Source organism: Yersinia sp. IP36721 (genome assembly GCF_003634395.1).
Taxonomy (GTDB): Bacteria; Pseudomonadota; Gammaproteobacteria; order Enterobacterales; family Enterobacteriaceae; genus Yersinia; species Yersinia entomophaga.
Map to the genome: position 1 here is coordinate 25,614 of NZ_QCZL01000008.1, position 15,742 is coordinate 41,355.

Below are 15,742 nucleotides of genomic sequence, written 5' to 3' on the forward strand. Positions count from 1 at the left end.
ATTTATGAAGTCTGTAATGATAATCGATGATCATCCCGCAATTCGCGTCGCTATCCGCGCCTTATTATCGCAGAACAATGAATTCTCGGCGATTTATGAATCCGCCGACGGTAATGAAGCGCTGGCAATGTTAAATGCCCAGCCTGTTGATTTAGTGATTATTGATATCGAATTACCCAACTTCGACGGTTTCTCTTTGTTGAAAAAACTGCAACAGCGTGGATTCACCGGCAAGTCGTTGTTCTTGTCAGCCAAAAACGAACAGGTTTTTGCCGTGCGCGCACTGCAAGCTGGTGCCAACGGTTTTATCAGCAAAAACAAAGACATTAGCGAAATACTCTTCGCCGCTCAAAACGTCCTGCGGGGTTATTCGTTCTTCCCATCCGAGGCCTTAAGCCAGCTCGCTGGGCAACCTTCCAGCCATGATTCGGTCAACCGCGCGCGCATGTTGTCTGAACGGGAAATTAACGTTTTGCGTTATCTGGTCAATGGATTGTCCAATAAACAAATCGCCGATGAGATGTTTATTAGTAATAAAACGGTCAGCACCTACAAAACCCGCATTTTAACCAAGCTGGGGCTATCCTCAGTGATTGAGCTGGCTGACTATGCGCATACCCACAATCTGGTGTAGCCAGCCATCTACATGGCTGTTTTTCCTGCTATTTATACTTGTCGCGCCTGCGCTGGCCGCACCGATAAATAGCCGGCTGGGATGTGATACCGGCCAACCGCTAACGTTACATAGCATCGCCAAGAATTACAGCGATGACCTGCTGTTAACGCCAGAAATCGATACGCGCCAATCCAGCCGCCGCACCCTGAGAGTGGGCGTGGTGATCGACGCTAACACCCCTTTCGTCGTGAATCGCGATGATAATTCAATCGAAGGCATCGTTGCCGACTATCTAAAAATAATTAGTGATTCCAGTCAGTTATCATTCCAGATGATCGGATACTGCGATTACGGGCTGGTGCTCAATGCGTTAGAAAACGGTCAGATTGATTTAATGGCAGGAACGCCGATGCTGGCGCAGCCGGGGCTAATTGCCTCCCACGCTTTCTTCACTAACCGTCACGTCGAAGTCCGCAGCAAAGATTGGGACCCAACCCAACGCCGCCATCCTGAAACCGTAGCGATTGTAAATAATGAACCGCTATCACCAGAATTTTTATTTAATTATCATAATGATAATATCGTCGCCTATCCCAACCAACTACAAGGATTATTGGCGGTGGCCTATGGTAACGCCGATGTTTTTGTCGCTAACGCGACCTCAGCCAACTACTTAATCGATCAGCTACAGCTGCTGACGTTACAAATCCGCAATTTCGCCCCCTATCACCCGGCGCCTTATTCCTTTCTGGCAAAAGCCAGCAATCAAAAGCTGATAGACGATCTCAATGTAGTGCTGGAATTGCTGCCCAGCCGGGCAACCGGCGATATTCAACAGCGCTGGTTTGGGAGTCGACATCACTACAATATCGATGCCAAAATGCTGCTCACCGAGCAGGAAATAGACTGGATTCATAGTCATCCGATTGTGACTTATCTGGCTCCGCTCGATCTGGCTCCCATTATATTCCGCGATCGTCGTACCGGGAAAATGGCAGGATTATCTGTCGAACTCATTAATTTGATTGCCCGCCGTACCGGTCTTAAATTTGAACCCGTTTTTATCACTAATACCGGTGAAGGGCTGCAAGATTTCCGCGCTGGGAAAATAGATATGCTGCCCGGCGTGGCAGTTCGCGATGGCCTTTATAACGATGCGCTATTCAGCACGCCCTTTTCCCAGTCATTATGGGGAATATTAGTGCGTGAAGACCGAACGGATATTAATAATGTCGCCGATCTGGCCGGTAAACGCGTGGGATTACAGGCCGGGAGCGTCTCTAATAATATTATTTCCAACCCATTCTTAAATCAGAAAATTAATTTTATCGAAGCGCCGGATACCATGACGCTGGTGCGCTGGTTACAGCAGGGCAAAGTTGACGCTATTTTGAAAAATATGATGACCGCCAACTTTATTGCTTCGCAGGATTTCAAACCCAATATTAAAATCGTTGCGGTCGCGAGTGAAGAGCCCCTAGGTATGGCTTTTGCTATCCGGCCGGAAGTGCCAGAGTTAAAAGCGATTATCGATAAAGTGCTGGATTCCATTGCACCGGAAGATCTGGATAGCATTATTAGCGAATGGAGCGTTTATAAACCCAAACCTGTGTATGCCTCGGATGATTCTATTGAAAGCCAATGGCTGATGCTGTTGCTTAAAATTAGCTCTGCGGTGCTGTTGCTATGCGGTTTATACCTTGGGTACCTGGTATTTAATAAACGGCGTCAAGCCAGCCAATTACATACCCGATTATTACAGCAGGAATCGATCATTAATGCCCTGCCGTTCGCTGTGTTTATCCGCACCGCCGACGGGCAGTTAGCGACCTACAACCGTTACTTTGCCGCCGATCGTGAAGATGAGCTAAAAGATCTGCTTAATCAAAATGGCGACAATGCCGACTGGCCGCTCATTACTCCGCTGGATAGACAAATTGATGATTTATGCCAACAGGTATTACAGGATATGCAGCCGCAAATGCTGGATATTTCAATCGAAATTGGCGGCGAGCTGCGGGATATCTTCCTGTGGATTATCCCATTAAATAGCGCTGAAAAAGGGCTATTAGGCGGCTGGCTGGATATTAGCCAGCGTAAAAACATCGAGCGCCAGTTGGAAGCCGCCAGATTAGAGGCTGAAAGCGCCAACCGAGCCAAAAGTACCTTCCTGGCAACCATTAGCCATGAGCTACGCACGCCGATGTACGCCATTTTAGGGCTACTGGAACTGGAAATTCGTGGCCAACAGCCAGTACAAAAAGAAACGTTAAAAACCGTGTCTAATTCTGCTCAATCGCTGCTTCGCCTGCTGGATGACATTATCGACTCGGCAAAAATTGAAGCTGGCCAACTTAGCGTACATCCGGTTGCGACCGATTTTCGCGCTGAATTCGAGCGGTTGTTGCAAATTTATCAGCCTATCGCCAGTGAGCGTCAATTGCGCTTTTCCAGCTGGATTGACGATCAAATACCGCCATTATTGTTGGTAGATATGCTGCGGGTGAAACAGGTTGTTGGCAATCTGTTGGGCAACGCTCTGAAATTTACCGAGCAAGGCGGCGTTTCCATTGATGTGACCTGGGAAACCACCGCCCCTCAGCAGGGAATAATAAGCATAGATATTACCGATACTGGAATCGGTATTTCCGATACGGCGCAGGCTTCACTGTTCCAGCCATTCAGTCAGGCCAATGAGGGTGGATCGCCGCGTTTTGGCGGCTCCGGTTTAGGCCTGTGGATTTGTCGCCAACTGGTGATGAAGATGGGCGGCGATATTTCTATGGAAAGTGAACTGGGCAAAGGAACCAGCCTGTTTATCACGCTGCCTATGACGCTGGCGGAACTGACACCGGTGGCAACCGATAATCCACCGAGACTTTCTGCGATGCCGCAACAAGTCAGCCATCTGAATATTTTGGTGGTGGACGACATGGAGGTGAATCGTAAAGTATTACGCCAGCAACTGGCGTTCATCGGCCTGAAGCAGGTAGTCGCCGCCAATGATGGTGCGCAAGCATGGGCGCTGCTGCAAGAACAAACGTTCGATCTGGTCATTACCGATTACAATATGCCGGTAATGAATGGTTTTGAGCTGACTTATCGCATTCGTAACGATGAGCGGCTAAGTCATATTATTGTGATTGGCTGTACCGCCGATGCTCGTGAAGAAAGCGTGTTGCAGTGTCAAAAAGCCGGAATGGATACCTGCCTCATTAAACCCGTCACGCTGGATTCCCTACGTATGATTCTGGCACAGCAAGGTTTTATCACCGCCCAAGTCCCGACTGAGTTGATGCAGGCGGCTGAAGATACGCGCGCAATGCACAGTAAACTCCGCCAGCTTTCCGGTGGCAACGCTGGTGTGGAAAAAGAGCTATTGGCCTCGTTGTTGAGCAGTAATCAGTTGGATTTGGCGCGCCTACAGCAAATTATGACTCAGCTAAGTGACAATCCCCTCGAACGGGAAACAGATTACAAGGAAATTGCCAATCTGATACATCGCATAAAAGGCGGCGTTCAATTTGTCGCCGCGGAAGATTTAGTCGCAAGCTGTATTCTGTTTGAGGATTTGTTATCCAGTCGGAATCATCATGCAATAACCGAACACTGGCCAATATGGCAGACGTTATTGATACAAACCAATGAGCAAATTGCCAAAGCCGCTGCCCGGTAATTCGGGCAAACGGCCTGTACCCGCGCCTGATAATAACGCCATCACCGAAAGAGGGCGTTTTACCCGTTTAATTCTGCCTACTCTCTATGACGCTTCTCTATAACAAAACAAAGCTCAGCGCCAATCGCCGTTTTATTAATACCCAACCTCCTAAAAAATAGCCTATTTAGCTCTAGTAGCCTTTATCCTACAAAGCTTGTAGGACGTTTCCTATAGAAATCAAAGACGCCTCTCATTCTGCTTGCAGGTCATCCCACCTACACTACGCGCTGATTAACCACGGTCGTTGATATCGCCATCGTCCGTGCCTCGCAGATCTTGCCCTCCCCCCCGAACAAGTCTGTGTCCTTAAATCATATAAAGTAAGTGAGATCAGAATGAATAAAACGCTACTGATGGCCCTGCTATTCACCTTGCCCGGTGTTGCATTGGCTGCCACGTCTAATAACACCATTAAGTTTCAGGGTGAGGTAGCTGAACAAACCTGTCAGGTCGATATAAATGGCTCGGCAAATACGCCGATTGTATTACTGCCCACCGTCGCTTCCGCCAGTCTGTCCGGCCCCAATAGCGTCGCTGGTAAAACCAATTTCACCATCAACCTGACCGGCTGTAATGTCGCCAGCAAAGAAACCAAAATCAGTTCGGTATTCCAGGGAATGAACGTCACCCCAGCCGGAAATTTGGGTAACACCGGTACCGCTCAGTTTGTGGCAATCCAACTATTAGACTCAACCGATCGCCCGGTCATTTTAACTTCCGGCCCCGTTGAGGTTCCGGGAATTACGCTAGCAACAGGCGCAACTTCGGCCTCTCAGGATCTCTCCGTGCAATATATTTCGGAAAGCGGAAATGCGGTCGCCGGTAGCGTGATGGCTTCGGCACAATACGCCATTACTTACCCCTGATAATTCCAGTGATGCTGGCCTACCCGTTCAGGCTAATTAATTCAACACGCCAAGAATATGAGATACCAATGACGATATACGCTAAAAACATCATTGCCTGCATCTTGCTGGCCTTGGCCAGCATTGTTTCTTTTGCAGCGCAGGCAAGCGTTGTAATGACAGGCACGCGGGTGGTTTATCCGGAAGGCACGCGGGAAAAAATATTACAGCTCAGCAACAAAGACGATAATCCGAATTTGGTGCAAATCTGGATGGATGATGGTAATAACCAGTCATCACCAACCAAAGACGACGTGCCTTTTTTACTGACTCCGCAAATATTTCGTATGGAGCCACAAAGCGGTCAGGTAGTTCGTCTGGCCTATATCGAACGTAATCTCCCCAAAGATCGCGAATCCGTTTTCTATCTTAACTTTCTACAGATTCCCGCCATGAAAGCGGATAAACAGGCCAATAATAAATTAGTGCTGATTGTAAAAAATCGCCTGAAGGTATTTTATCGACCAACTGCGCTTAATGAAAATACCGATAACCTGCATGAAAAAATACAAGTTAGCCTCAGTGATAATACCGGACAGAAAATAATCATAAATAACCCAACCGGATATTTCATTAGCTTACGAGACGCGCAGATGACGGTGAATAATAAAATCATTTCTTTCGCCAGCAGTGAGATGGTATCCCCAAAATCTTCGTCGGTTCTGACGATTCCAGAAGGAATAAAAGCGATTAAAGGTCAGCAACTTACCCTTACGTTAGTGAACGACTACGGAGCGAATATCTCAACCATTTATAGCTTATAACTGGTTTATGTTTAATCAAGAAATCAGTGGGTATAGAAAGTGAAATTAATCTCTTGGTTGTCTTATACGCTGGGGCCGGGTTTGCTGATAACGCACTCCGCCTTTGCCTCAGTGCCTAATGATGGCAATAGAGATGAATACGTTTTTGAAGAAGCCTTATTACGTGGCTCCCCACTAGGCGAAGGCTCACTCGCCAGATTTAATAAAGCGAATAATCTGGAGATCGGCATCTATCAGGTCGATCTCTATATGAATAATCATTTTATCGACAGAATAGATCTGAAATTCACGCAGCAAACCGCTGGGGTTCAGGCCTGTTTTTCTCTCGAACAATTGGCTCAGGCGGGCATTGCCGATAAAGCACTGGCAGAGGCCAAGAAACAAACAGATTGTCAGCCTCTGGAAATTTTATTACCGGGCAACACTCAGCACTTTGATTATTCTTTATTACGCTTCGATCTGGGCGTACCCCAAAGTTTTGTGAAGCAGGTGCCTCGGGGTTATATCGATCCGAAAAACCTCAACGTCGGCGATAGCATAGGCTTCAGTAATTATAATCTGAACCAATATCACGTAGCTTATAACCGCAACGGCGTCACGCAGAATACCGATTCCACTTATCTTGGGCTAACCAACGGCGTAAACGCCGGCATGTGGCGTTTACGCCAACAGGGCTCCTTTCGCTATGACAATAATCGCGGCGTAAACTGGACGACCACGCGGGTTTACGCTCAACGCGCATTGCCAAGCCTGCGCAGCGAAATCACGCTGGGCGAGGGGTTTTCATCCGGCCAGTTTTTTTCCAGTCTGGGTTTTAGAGGCGTGACCATGGCAACCGACGACCGAATGCTGCCCGATTCCCTTCGCGGCTATGCGCCGGTGGTGCGAGGCATCGCTAAAACCAATGCCAACGTAACGGTTTATCAGAATGATCGTCCTATTTATCAAACTGCCGTGTCTGCGGGGCAATTCGAAATAACCGATCTTTCAGCCACCAACTTTGGTGGCGATTTAACGATCATCATCGCCGAAGCCGACGGTTCCACCAGCAGCTTTCGCGTACCTTTTTCTTCGGTGCCAGAATCACTGCGCCCCGGTTTTTCACGCTACAGTTTTTCCAGCGGCCAGATACGCGATGTGGGGAATGGCGAAACATTTAGCGAGCTAACCTATCAGTACGGTATCAGTAACGCCCTGACCGCTAACGGAGGCCTGCGTTTAGCCTCAGGTTATCAAGGCGTTATGCTCGGCGGCGTGTTCGCTCACTATATTGGCGCTCTGGGCTTCGACACCACTTACTCCAGCGCGCAACTGCCTAATGATGAGCATCAAGACGGCTGGATGATGCGCGCCTCCTTTAGCCGCACCTTTCAGCCGACGGGCACCACGTTATCTCTGGCAGGCTATCGTTATTCCACCGAAGGCTATCGTGATTTAGGCGATGTCATTGGCGTTCGAGCAACCAGTCGCGGTGAAACCTGGCAGTCCGGTAGCTACCAGCAGCGCTCGCGGGTTGAAATGTCGATGAATCAGAGTTTGCAGGACTATGGCTCGCTGTATTTCACCGCCTCGTCGCAGGATTACCGCGATGGCCGCAGTCGGGATAACCAATTGCAGCTAGGTTACGCCACGCTGCTCTGGAATCAGGTCAATGTGAATCTCTCCGTTTCACGCCAGACGACCGGCGGCTCGACCGGCAGCGGCAATTTTGAAGATCCGATAACAGGTATGCCGATCGAAAGCGGCTTACAAACGCCCGCCGGAAAAGAAACGCTGGCACAGCTGTCTCTGTCATTCCCTCTGGGAAGCAGCCCGAGTGCACCTTATGTTTCCATCGGCGCAATTCACAGCAATAGTAGCGGTACCAATTATCAAACCTCTCTTTCAGGCGTCACCGGTGAAGATCAGTCTGCCAGCTACAGCCTGGATTTCTCGCGCAGCCAACGCAATAAAGAAAACACCTGGAGCGGCAGTCTGCAACAACGGTTGCCGGTCACCAGCCTGAGCGGCAGCGCCTCACTCAGTACCGGTTACTGGCAGGCCTCTGGCAGCGCGCGCGGTGCTGTCGCCGTGCACGGCGGTGGCGTCACCCTAGGCCCCTATCTCAGTGAAACCTTTGCGTTAGTGGAAGCCAAAGGTGCCGAAGGAGCCAAAGTGATGTACGGGCAAGGTGCCAGTATCGATCGCTTCGGCTATGCATTGGTGCCGACTTTAACCCCTTATCGCTACAACACTATTTCCCTGGATCCGCAGGGAATGGATTTCAAAACCGAATTACAGGACGGCGAACGCCGCATCGCGCCTTATGCCGGTTCCGCGGTGAAAGTCACTTTCCGTACCCTAAACGGCTATCCGTTGCTCATTACCATCAAGCGTCCGGATACCAGCATCGTTCCGATGGGAGCCAACGTGTATAACCGAGAAAATATCGTGGTGGGCATGGTTGGACAGGCCGGTCAGGCTTATCTGCGTGCCGATGAACGACAGGGAAAACTCACGATTAAATGGGGCGATGGCGACCACCAGCGCTGCATTCTGCCTTACGATTTGGACGGCGTTGATGATAAACAGCCGCTGATCGCTTTTGACGCACTTTGTGCCAATGATATGCACTAATTCAGGAAGTTATATGATGTCATCAACCTCGTATTGCCAAAAAATTACGCTTAAACGCTATTTTCTCCCGCTGGCGCTATTTTCCGTCTCGCTCACACTGAGCCTGCCCGGCTATGCCAAATGCGTCTGGAAAGGATACAACCTGGGCGGCGACAGCAACGGCGCGCCCCTACGATTTGGCAATATCAATATGACCAGTAATTATATTCAGCCAGTAGATTCTATTCTGGCTTCTAGCATTATCAGTCTGGTTCCGGCGCGAGCGTTAGCCAATCCGGAAACGGTGCTCTACGAGTGCGATCTGGCGGATAAAGACAGTCTGTACGAGGTTTTTGCAACCAATGGCGACAGTAACGTCGGCGGCTATACCAATATGGGGGATAACTATTTCCAAACCTTTTTCCCTTACACCGCGCTGAAACTGATTCACGTGGATTCCGGCATGGAATTCACCCGAATCTGGCAGCAGGTTCGTCTGACTAAATACGACATACTCGGTAATAAAATTCAAATCAAAGGCAAACATTTCAGCCAGATACGCGCAGAGCTAAAAAAAGTCGCCGCGGTGGATCGCACTCCCGGCCCCTCAACCTGGGGCTGTCCCGGCCCGGCGGCAGACACATATTCCGGTAATTACACCTGTAATCAGCCAAATGGCTATGTGGTGTTCAAAGGGCCGGGAGCCGATGTGCCGGAAACGGGCTATGACTCCTCCACCCGCTTCGATACCTGGGGTTCCGGTCGCTATATGGCTTTTGGCATGAATACCGCGCCGGTCTCATCCCTGAGCCGTAAAAACACCTGCGTGGTGCGCAATGTCACCCCTTATGTGGTTTTTCCCACGATTACCGTTAGCGAACTGGCGCAAGACCAAACCCGCAGTGCCAGCATCAATGTCGATGTGGAATGCCAGACTGGAACCATTTCCGGTATCAATAGCGGCCAAACCTCAATCGGTATCCAAACCTCTTTACCGGGGTATTTGAAAGCGCAGGGATTAGGTTTGGTGAATACGGCGGGCGGCGTGAGCTATTTGCTTTCCGATCTGTACGGCACCGACAGCCGCATCGCCACCGGTGTCGGTATCACGCTGGAAGACAGTAGCGGTGCGCCGATGAATTTTGTCGGCTGGGGAGGATGCAGCGGTAACTGTACCTCCACTGCTAATGCTGGGTGGTATCCCATTCTCGCGGGCGCCAATGCCAACGGCAGCAGCGCCGCCGGTTATAACAATTACACCACCCAATTTACCGCTACGCTGAAAAAACTGCCGGGGAGCGCACCAACCGCCGGTAAAATCGATGCCACCGCATACGTTTTGGTGAAAGTACAATGATCCGATTTCATACGCTCTGCACGCGGAAAAACCTGTTATCCGCACTAACCATGTTGCTGCTATTTATCATCAGTCTCAATGCGGATGCCGGTATTGTGGCCTCCGCCACCAGAATAATCTTTCTCCAGGGAGAAAGAGAAAATACCCTAATGCTGGCTAATACCAATAAATATCCCGTAGTGGTACAAAGCTGGATTGATGATGGTGACGTAGACAACACGCCGGATCAGGCCAAAGCCCCTTTCCTGCCGCTGCCTGCGGTTTTTAAAATGCAGCCGGGATCAATGCAAAGCCTGCGTATCATTAGCAAAGGTAATCAACCCGCCAGCGATCGAGAATCCGTTTATTGGCTGAATTTGTACGAGATCCCACCGAAAGAGCGTTCCAATAATGAAGATAATCCGCAGGTCGCCATGGCGATGAACACCCAAATGAAAGTGTTTTATCGCCCAAAAGGACTGACTCACTCCCCCGAAGCTGCGATGAAGAAAGTGAATTTCACGCTGATACAGAACGCGGGTGAAACACGGCTGCGGAGCCACAATCCCACGCCGTATCACGTCTCTTTCGGGCAAATGACGCTGAGTCTCAAAGGGAAAAAGATTAATATCCTGCAGGAAATGGATATGATGACCCCACCATTCAGCGAACGTGAGTACAGCACCGAAAACCCCCTGCCCGCCAACGCTCACGGAGCCACGCTGACATACAGTTATTTTGACGATAGCGGGGCTCAAATTAGCCAGACTCAATCGCTTTAATCTGCGTCCTGCAGGCTTTCGTTCATCTCCTGAAGCGGTAATACACAGCGATTACCGCTTATTTCCCTGCGGTCTGGCACGCAAATAAGGGCATTTCCTCTGGTATTTCACTGCCCAACGCCCTAAATTATTACCATATTGAATCAATGGGATAATTCCTTTCTTCTTCCTGCCGAGATCCCTATGTCGTTAAAAATGATTGCCAAAGAATTAAAGCTGTCCACCACGACGGTGAGTCGGGCGCTGAACGGCTACAGCGATGTATCCGCCATTACTCGCCAGCGGGTGGAAGCCGTAGCCGAACGTTTGGGCTATCGTCCTAATGCTTTGGCAAGGCGCTTGAAAATGGGTAAAACCGATGCGATTGGGCTAGTTTATCCGTTTCAACCTAACGTGCTTAACGACGCCTCCTTTCTGGAAACCATCAGTACCATCAGCGCCGCGCTGGCACGGCATAATATTGATTTATTGCTGGTTTCAGATGTATCTCATGACCAACATCAGTCGTTTATCCGCCTGATAGAAAGCCAGCGGGTTGACGCGTTGATCGTGGCACACACGCAGCAGAATGACCGTCGTTTACGCTATCTGGCTCAGCATCATTTACCCTTTTTAGCGATGGGCCGCAGCTCACTGGATAGCCCTTATGCCTGGTTCGATTTTGATAATCGCGCCGGAACGCTACTGGCAGTAGAAAAGCTGGTGGAGCTTGGCCATCGACGTATTGCCTATCTGGGGGGAAATAGCCAGCAAACCTATGTTAATCAACGCTTACAAGGTTATCTAGATGGATTGGCTAACCACCAGATTCCGCTGGACGAGGGTTACCAGCAGCCAATTGATAGCAACCGCCGCGCCGGCTATCTGGCCACTCTGCACTTGCTGGCGTTGCCGCAGCCCCCTACCGCCATAGTAACCGACAGTAATATGCTGGGAGACGGCGCAGCAATGGCGTTACAGCAACATAACCTGCTGGGTTCTCAAGGGATTTCATTGATTGTATTTGATGGATTACCGGCTGATTCTTTGGTTGAAACCACCGTCACGCCGATTGTTCAAGAGACTCGTGCTGCGGTTGGAGAAAAAATCGCCGATATGACGTTGGCCTTAATTGAAGGTGCGCCAGTAGAACAGCTACAGGTTTTGTGGCAACCAAAGTTAGGCGTTGGGGACACACTGCACAAAGCAAATTAATACTCTGATTTAAAAAGAAAAAAACCATTCTTTTCACTTAACTCCATCGCTAAATTTAATGTATCCGATGTTTGTTGACTCGATATTATTCTAACTTCATCACAGATCCGAAACGTTTCGGTTTAAGCCGAAACGTTTCGGATCAATGCTAATCCTCACTGATTCATTCCTAGCTTACCGAGAGGATTATATGGAACCAAGCATCCTGCGACTGGAAAGCCCAGCCACTGACGTCATCATTCGTTGCCAGCCATATGCAGAAATTCTTTATTGGGGACCGCACCTGCACAGTTTCAATGCCGAAGATATTCAAACCCTGAATCGGGCAGTGCCACACGGACGTTTAGACGTTGACGTACCGCTAACGCTGGCGGCAGAACTGGGGCATGGCCTGTTCGGAAGCCCCAGCGTGGAAGGACATCGAGACGGAAAGGACTGGTCGCCGGTGTTTGTTACCACCCAAATCGAGCATAAAAATAATCAGCTAACGATTATTGGCGAAGATGATATCGCGGGACTGCGCCTGACCTCAGAGCTGAATCTGGATAGCGCCAGTGGCGTTCTTAGCCTGCGTAACAGCTTAACCAATTTGGGCTGCGAAAATTACTGGCTGGATCGTCTGGCACTGACGCTGCCAGTCAATGAAACGGCCGATGAAGTGATGGCTTTCCATGGTCGCTGGGTAAAAGAGTTCCAGCCCCACCGCGTGACCTTGCAGCACGGTAGCTATCAGCAGGAAAACCGCCGGGGTCGTAGCTCCCACGAGTATTTCCCCGGCATGGTGCTCGGCTGCCACGGTTATAGTGAACAACAAGGTAAAGTTTGGGGTATTCATTTGGGCTGGAGCGGCAACCATCGTCTGCGCGCCGATGTGAAAACCGATGGACGTCGCCTGCTTCAGGCCGAAGCGCTATATTTACCGGGTGAAGTCAGTTTGGCGGAAGGAGAAAGCCAGTCCACGCCTTGGCTGTATGCCAGCCATTCTAATCACGGGCTGAATGGCATGAGCCAACAGTTACACCGCTTCGTGCGTCAACACATTGTCCACTTCCCGCAGCCCAAAGCCCGGCCGGTGCATCTAAATACCTGGGAAGGCATCTATTTCGATCACAACCCGCAGTACATTATGTCGATGGCTCGGCAGGCGGCCGACCTAGGCGTCGAGCGCTTTATTATCGACGATGGCTGGTTCCAAGGAAGAAATCACGATAGAGCGGCGTTGGGAGACTGGTATCTGGATGAAAAGAAATACCCCAACGGCTTGCAACCTGTTATCCAGCAGGTGAAAGATCTGGGCATGGAGTTCGGTATCTGGGTCGAACCCGAAATGGTTAATCCGAACTCTGATTTATATCGTGCACACCCGGACTGGCTATTGGCGCTTCCCGGCTATCAACAGCCGACCGGACGCTGGCAATACGTGTTGGATTTACAAAATCCGGCGGTCTTCGATTATCTGCTAGCGCGAATGGACTGGCTGCTGGGTGAGCATGACATCGATTATGTAAAATGGGATATGAATCGGGAAATCGTTCAGCCCGGTCATCAGGGGCGCGCGGGGTCAACCGGGCAAGCCGAAGCGCTGTATCGTCTACTTGATACTTTGCAATTGCATCATCCTCACGTCGAATTTGAATCCTGCGCCTCCGGCGGCGGTCGTATTGACTATGAAATTCTCAAACGCACCCATCGCTTCTGGCCTTCAGATAACAATGACGCATTGGAACGCCAGAAAATTCAACGCGGTATGAGTTATTTCTTCCCGCCGGAAGTCATGGGAAGCCATATTGGTGGCAAACTCTGCCACACCACTTATCGGCAGCACAATATCGCTTTTCGTGGACTGACTGCGCTATTTGGCCATATGGGCGTGGAATTGGATCCGGTGAAAGAAAGCAGCGAAGAACAGCGCGGTTTTGCCCGCTATATCGCCCTGCACAAATCTTTGCGACCTTTATTACACAGTGGCAACGTAGTGCGGCTGGATAGCCACGATCCCACGACCCTGCTGCACGGCGTAGTCAGCGAATCGCAGGATCAGGCGCTACTGATTGTCAGCCAACTGGCGATGCCAACCTGGTCTCTGCCTGGTCAGTTACGTATGCCTTATCTACGTCCAGAGGCTCGTTACCGCGTTAGCCTGCTGGACGTACCGGAACTGATTAGCGTCGAGCAAGGCGGGCATACCATGAAAGTATTACCCCCATGGATGATTCAGCCGATCGAAGCCAATGGAGAATGGCTGGCACAGGTTGGTTTAGCTTTACCGGTGCTGGATCCTGAAAGTGCCATTTTGATCAAGTTCGAACAATTGTAATTCCCGTTGGTAATGCGCGGCGAGGTTCGTCGCGCTTTCCCTGATGAATAACCCTGGCAGGCACCTGGCCGAGAACGATAACCAGCGAACCTGTGCAGAACATATTGAGTACCTTACGGGGGTTGTATGCAAAGTAGCCCATTCTTTAATAAGAATAACTCTAACTTTTGGATTTTTGGTTGGTTTGTCTTTTTCTATTTTTTTATTATGGCAGCCTGTTTCCCTTTCCTGCCGATTTGGTTAGCCGACGTGATTGGCCTGAGCAAAACCGATACCGGAATCGTCTTTTCCTCTCTATCGTTATTCGCCATTTGCTTTCAACCGGTATTCGGCGTGCTTTCGGATAAACTGGGGCTGAAAAAGCATCTACTCTGGACGATTACCCTACTGCTAATCTTCTTTGCTCCTTTCTTCCTGTATATCTTCGCGCCGCTGCTGAAATACAACACGCTGCTCGGATCCTTGGTTGGCGGAGCCTATCTGGGTTTTGTTTTCTCCGGCGGCTCCGGCGCTATCGAAGCTTATGTCGAGCGAGTTAGCCGTACCAGCGGATTTGAATACGGACAAGCGCGGATGTTTGGCTGTTTTGGCTGGGGAATCTGCGCCTCTACCGCCGGAATACTGTTTAACGTCAATCCGGACCTGGTGTTTTGGATGGGATCAGGCAGCGCTCTGATATTGGCCACATTACTGTTAATAGCCAAACCTCATAAAAACCGCTCCGCCGAAGTAATGAATCAATTAGGCGCCAACGAATCGCTATTTAACCTGAAAATGGTCGGCGAACTGTTTAAAATGCCCAAGCTGTGGCTATTTATTCTGTATATCATCGGCGTTGCCTGCGTCTATGACGTTTTCGATCAACAGTTTGCCAATTTCTTTAAGTCCTTCTTTGAGTCGAAACAACGTGGCACCGAAATATTTGGCTATGTCACCACGCTTGGAGAATTGGCCAACGCCCTGCTGATGTTCTGCGCACCCTGGATTATTAACCGCATTGGTAGCAAAAATGCGCTACTGATGGCTGGGATGTTTATGTCGATCCGTATTTTTGGCTCGGCTTTCGCCACAACGCCGCTGGAAGTGATTTGCCTGAAGATGCTGCACGCTTTTGAGGTTCCCTTCCTGCTCATTGGTTCCTTCAAATACATTACCTCAGTATTTGACGTGCGATTTTCCGCCACCATCTATTTAATTGGTTTTTGCTTCTCCAAACAGGTAGCGGCGATATTTCTCTCGGCCTTTGCAGGCAAAATGTATGACCAGATCGGTTTCAGCCATACCTATTTCATTCTTGGCTCGATTGCTCTGAGTTTTACCCTGCTTTCGGCCTTCACTCTCAGTGGCAAAGGGGTTTTAGATAATCTTTTCCCACGAATATTACTGCGCAGAAGTAAAGCCTAAGCGTTGTTCTTTCTTATTTCTCCTTATCAACCTCATTCCCCTTTGTTACAGGCAAAGGGGAAAAGAAATAAAACAGCATAATCTTGCACCATAACGAGCTGATTTTGCTGA

Annotated in this window: 10 protein-coding genes; all 10 read left to right on the top strand. The window is 49.7% G+C overall.

From position 1 onward, the window contains the following. Window positions 1–4: 4 nt before the first annotated feature. The 10 genes from DBA33_RS08925 to DBA33_RS08970 all read left to right on the top strand — a co-directional run bounded on the left by DBA33_RS08925 (window position 5) and on the right by DBA33_RS08970 (window position 15,631). Entirely contained in the window at window positions 5–634 is a 630-nt protein-coding gene (locus DBA33_RS08925; protein ID WP_064517517.1) for a response regulator, read from the top strand. Further along, the gene (locus tag DBA33_RS08930) at window positions 609–4,292 is read left to right on the top strand and encodes a transporter substrate-binding domain-containing protein (protein WP_120806278.1); all 3,684 of its coding nucleotides are present in this window, start codon (window positions 609–611) and stop codon (window positions 4,290–4,292) included. Before DBA33_RS08925 ends, DBA33_RS08930 begins: the two co-directional genes overlap by 26 nt. 377 nt (window positions 4,293–4,669) lie before the next feature. Further along, window positions 4,670–5,200, top strand: a complete 531-nt coding sequence (locus tag DBA33_RS08935; RefSeq protein WP_064517515.1) for a fimbrial protein — start codon at window positions 4,670–4,672, stop codon at window positions 5,198–5,200. Between the two features lie 68 nt (window positions 5,201–5,268). After that, window positions 5,269–6,003 (top strand): molecular chaperone, encoded by a 735-nt coding sequence (locus DBA33_RS08940; protein WP_120806280.1) that lies wholly within the window; start codon window positions 5,269–5,271, stop codon window positions 6,001–6,003. A gap of 39 nt (window positions 6,004–6,042) precedes the next feature. Beyond that, window positions 6,043–8,619 (top strand): fimbria/pilus outer membrane usher protein, encoded by a 2,577-nt coding sequence (locus DBA33_RS08945; protein ID WP_120806281.1) that lies wholly within the window; start codon window positions 6,043–6,045, stop codon window positions 8,617–8,619. 16 nt (window positions 8,620–8,635) lie between these two features. Then, window positions 8,636–9,955, top strand: coding sequence for a fimbrial protein (locus tag DBA33_RS08950; protein ID WP_084414387.1), 1,320 nt, complete (start codon window positions 8,636–8,638; stop codon window positions 9,953–9,955). 50 nt (window positions 9,956–10,005) lie between these two features. Then, on the top strand, window positions 10,006–10,716 hold the full coding sequence (locus tag DBA33_RS08955; RefSeq protein ID WP_064518526.1) for a molecular chaperone: 711 nt from the start codon (window positions 10,006–10,008) through the stop codon (window positions 10,714–10,716). Between the two features lie 183 nt (window positions 10,717–10,899). Further along, on the top strand, window positions 10,900–11,910 hold the full coding sequence (locus DBA33_RS08960; protein ID WP_120806283.1) for a substrate-binding domain-containing protein: 1,011 nt from the start codon (window positions 10,900–10,902) through the stop codon (window positions 11,908–11,910). A gap of 190 nt (window positions 11,911–12,100) precedes the next feature. Then, window positions 12,101–14,227: an alpha-galactosidase gene (locus DBA33_RS08965; protein WP_064517505.1), complete on the top strand. Its 2,127-nt coding sequence runs from the start codon at window positions 12,101–12,103 to the stop codon at window positions 14,225–14,227. Window positions 14,228–14,353: 126 nt separating this feature from the next. Beyond that, window positions 14,354–15,631, top strand: a complete 1,278-nt coding sequence (locus DBA33_RS08970) for an MFS transporter (protein ID WP_064517502.1) — start codon at window positions 14,354–14,356, stop codon at window positions 15,629–15,631. Window positions 15,632–15,742: the final 111 nt, after the last annotated feature.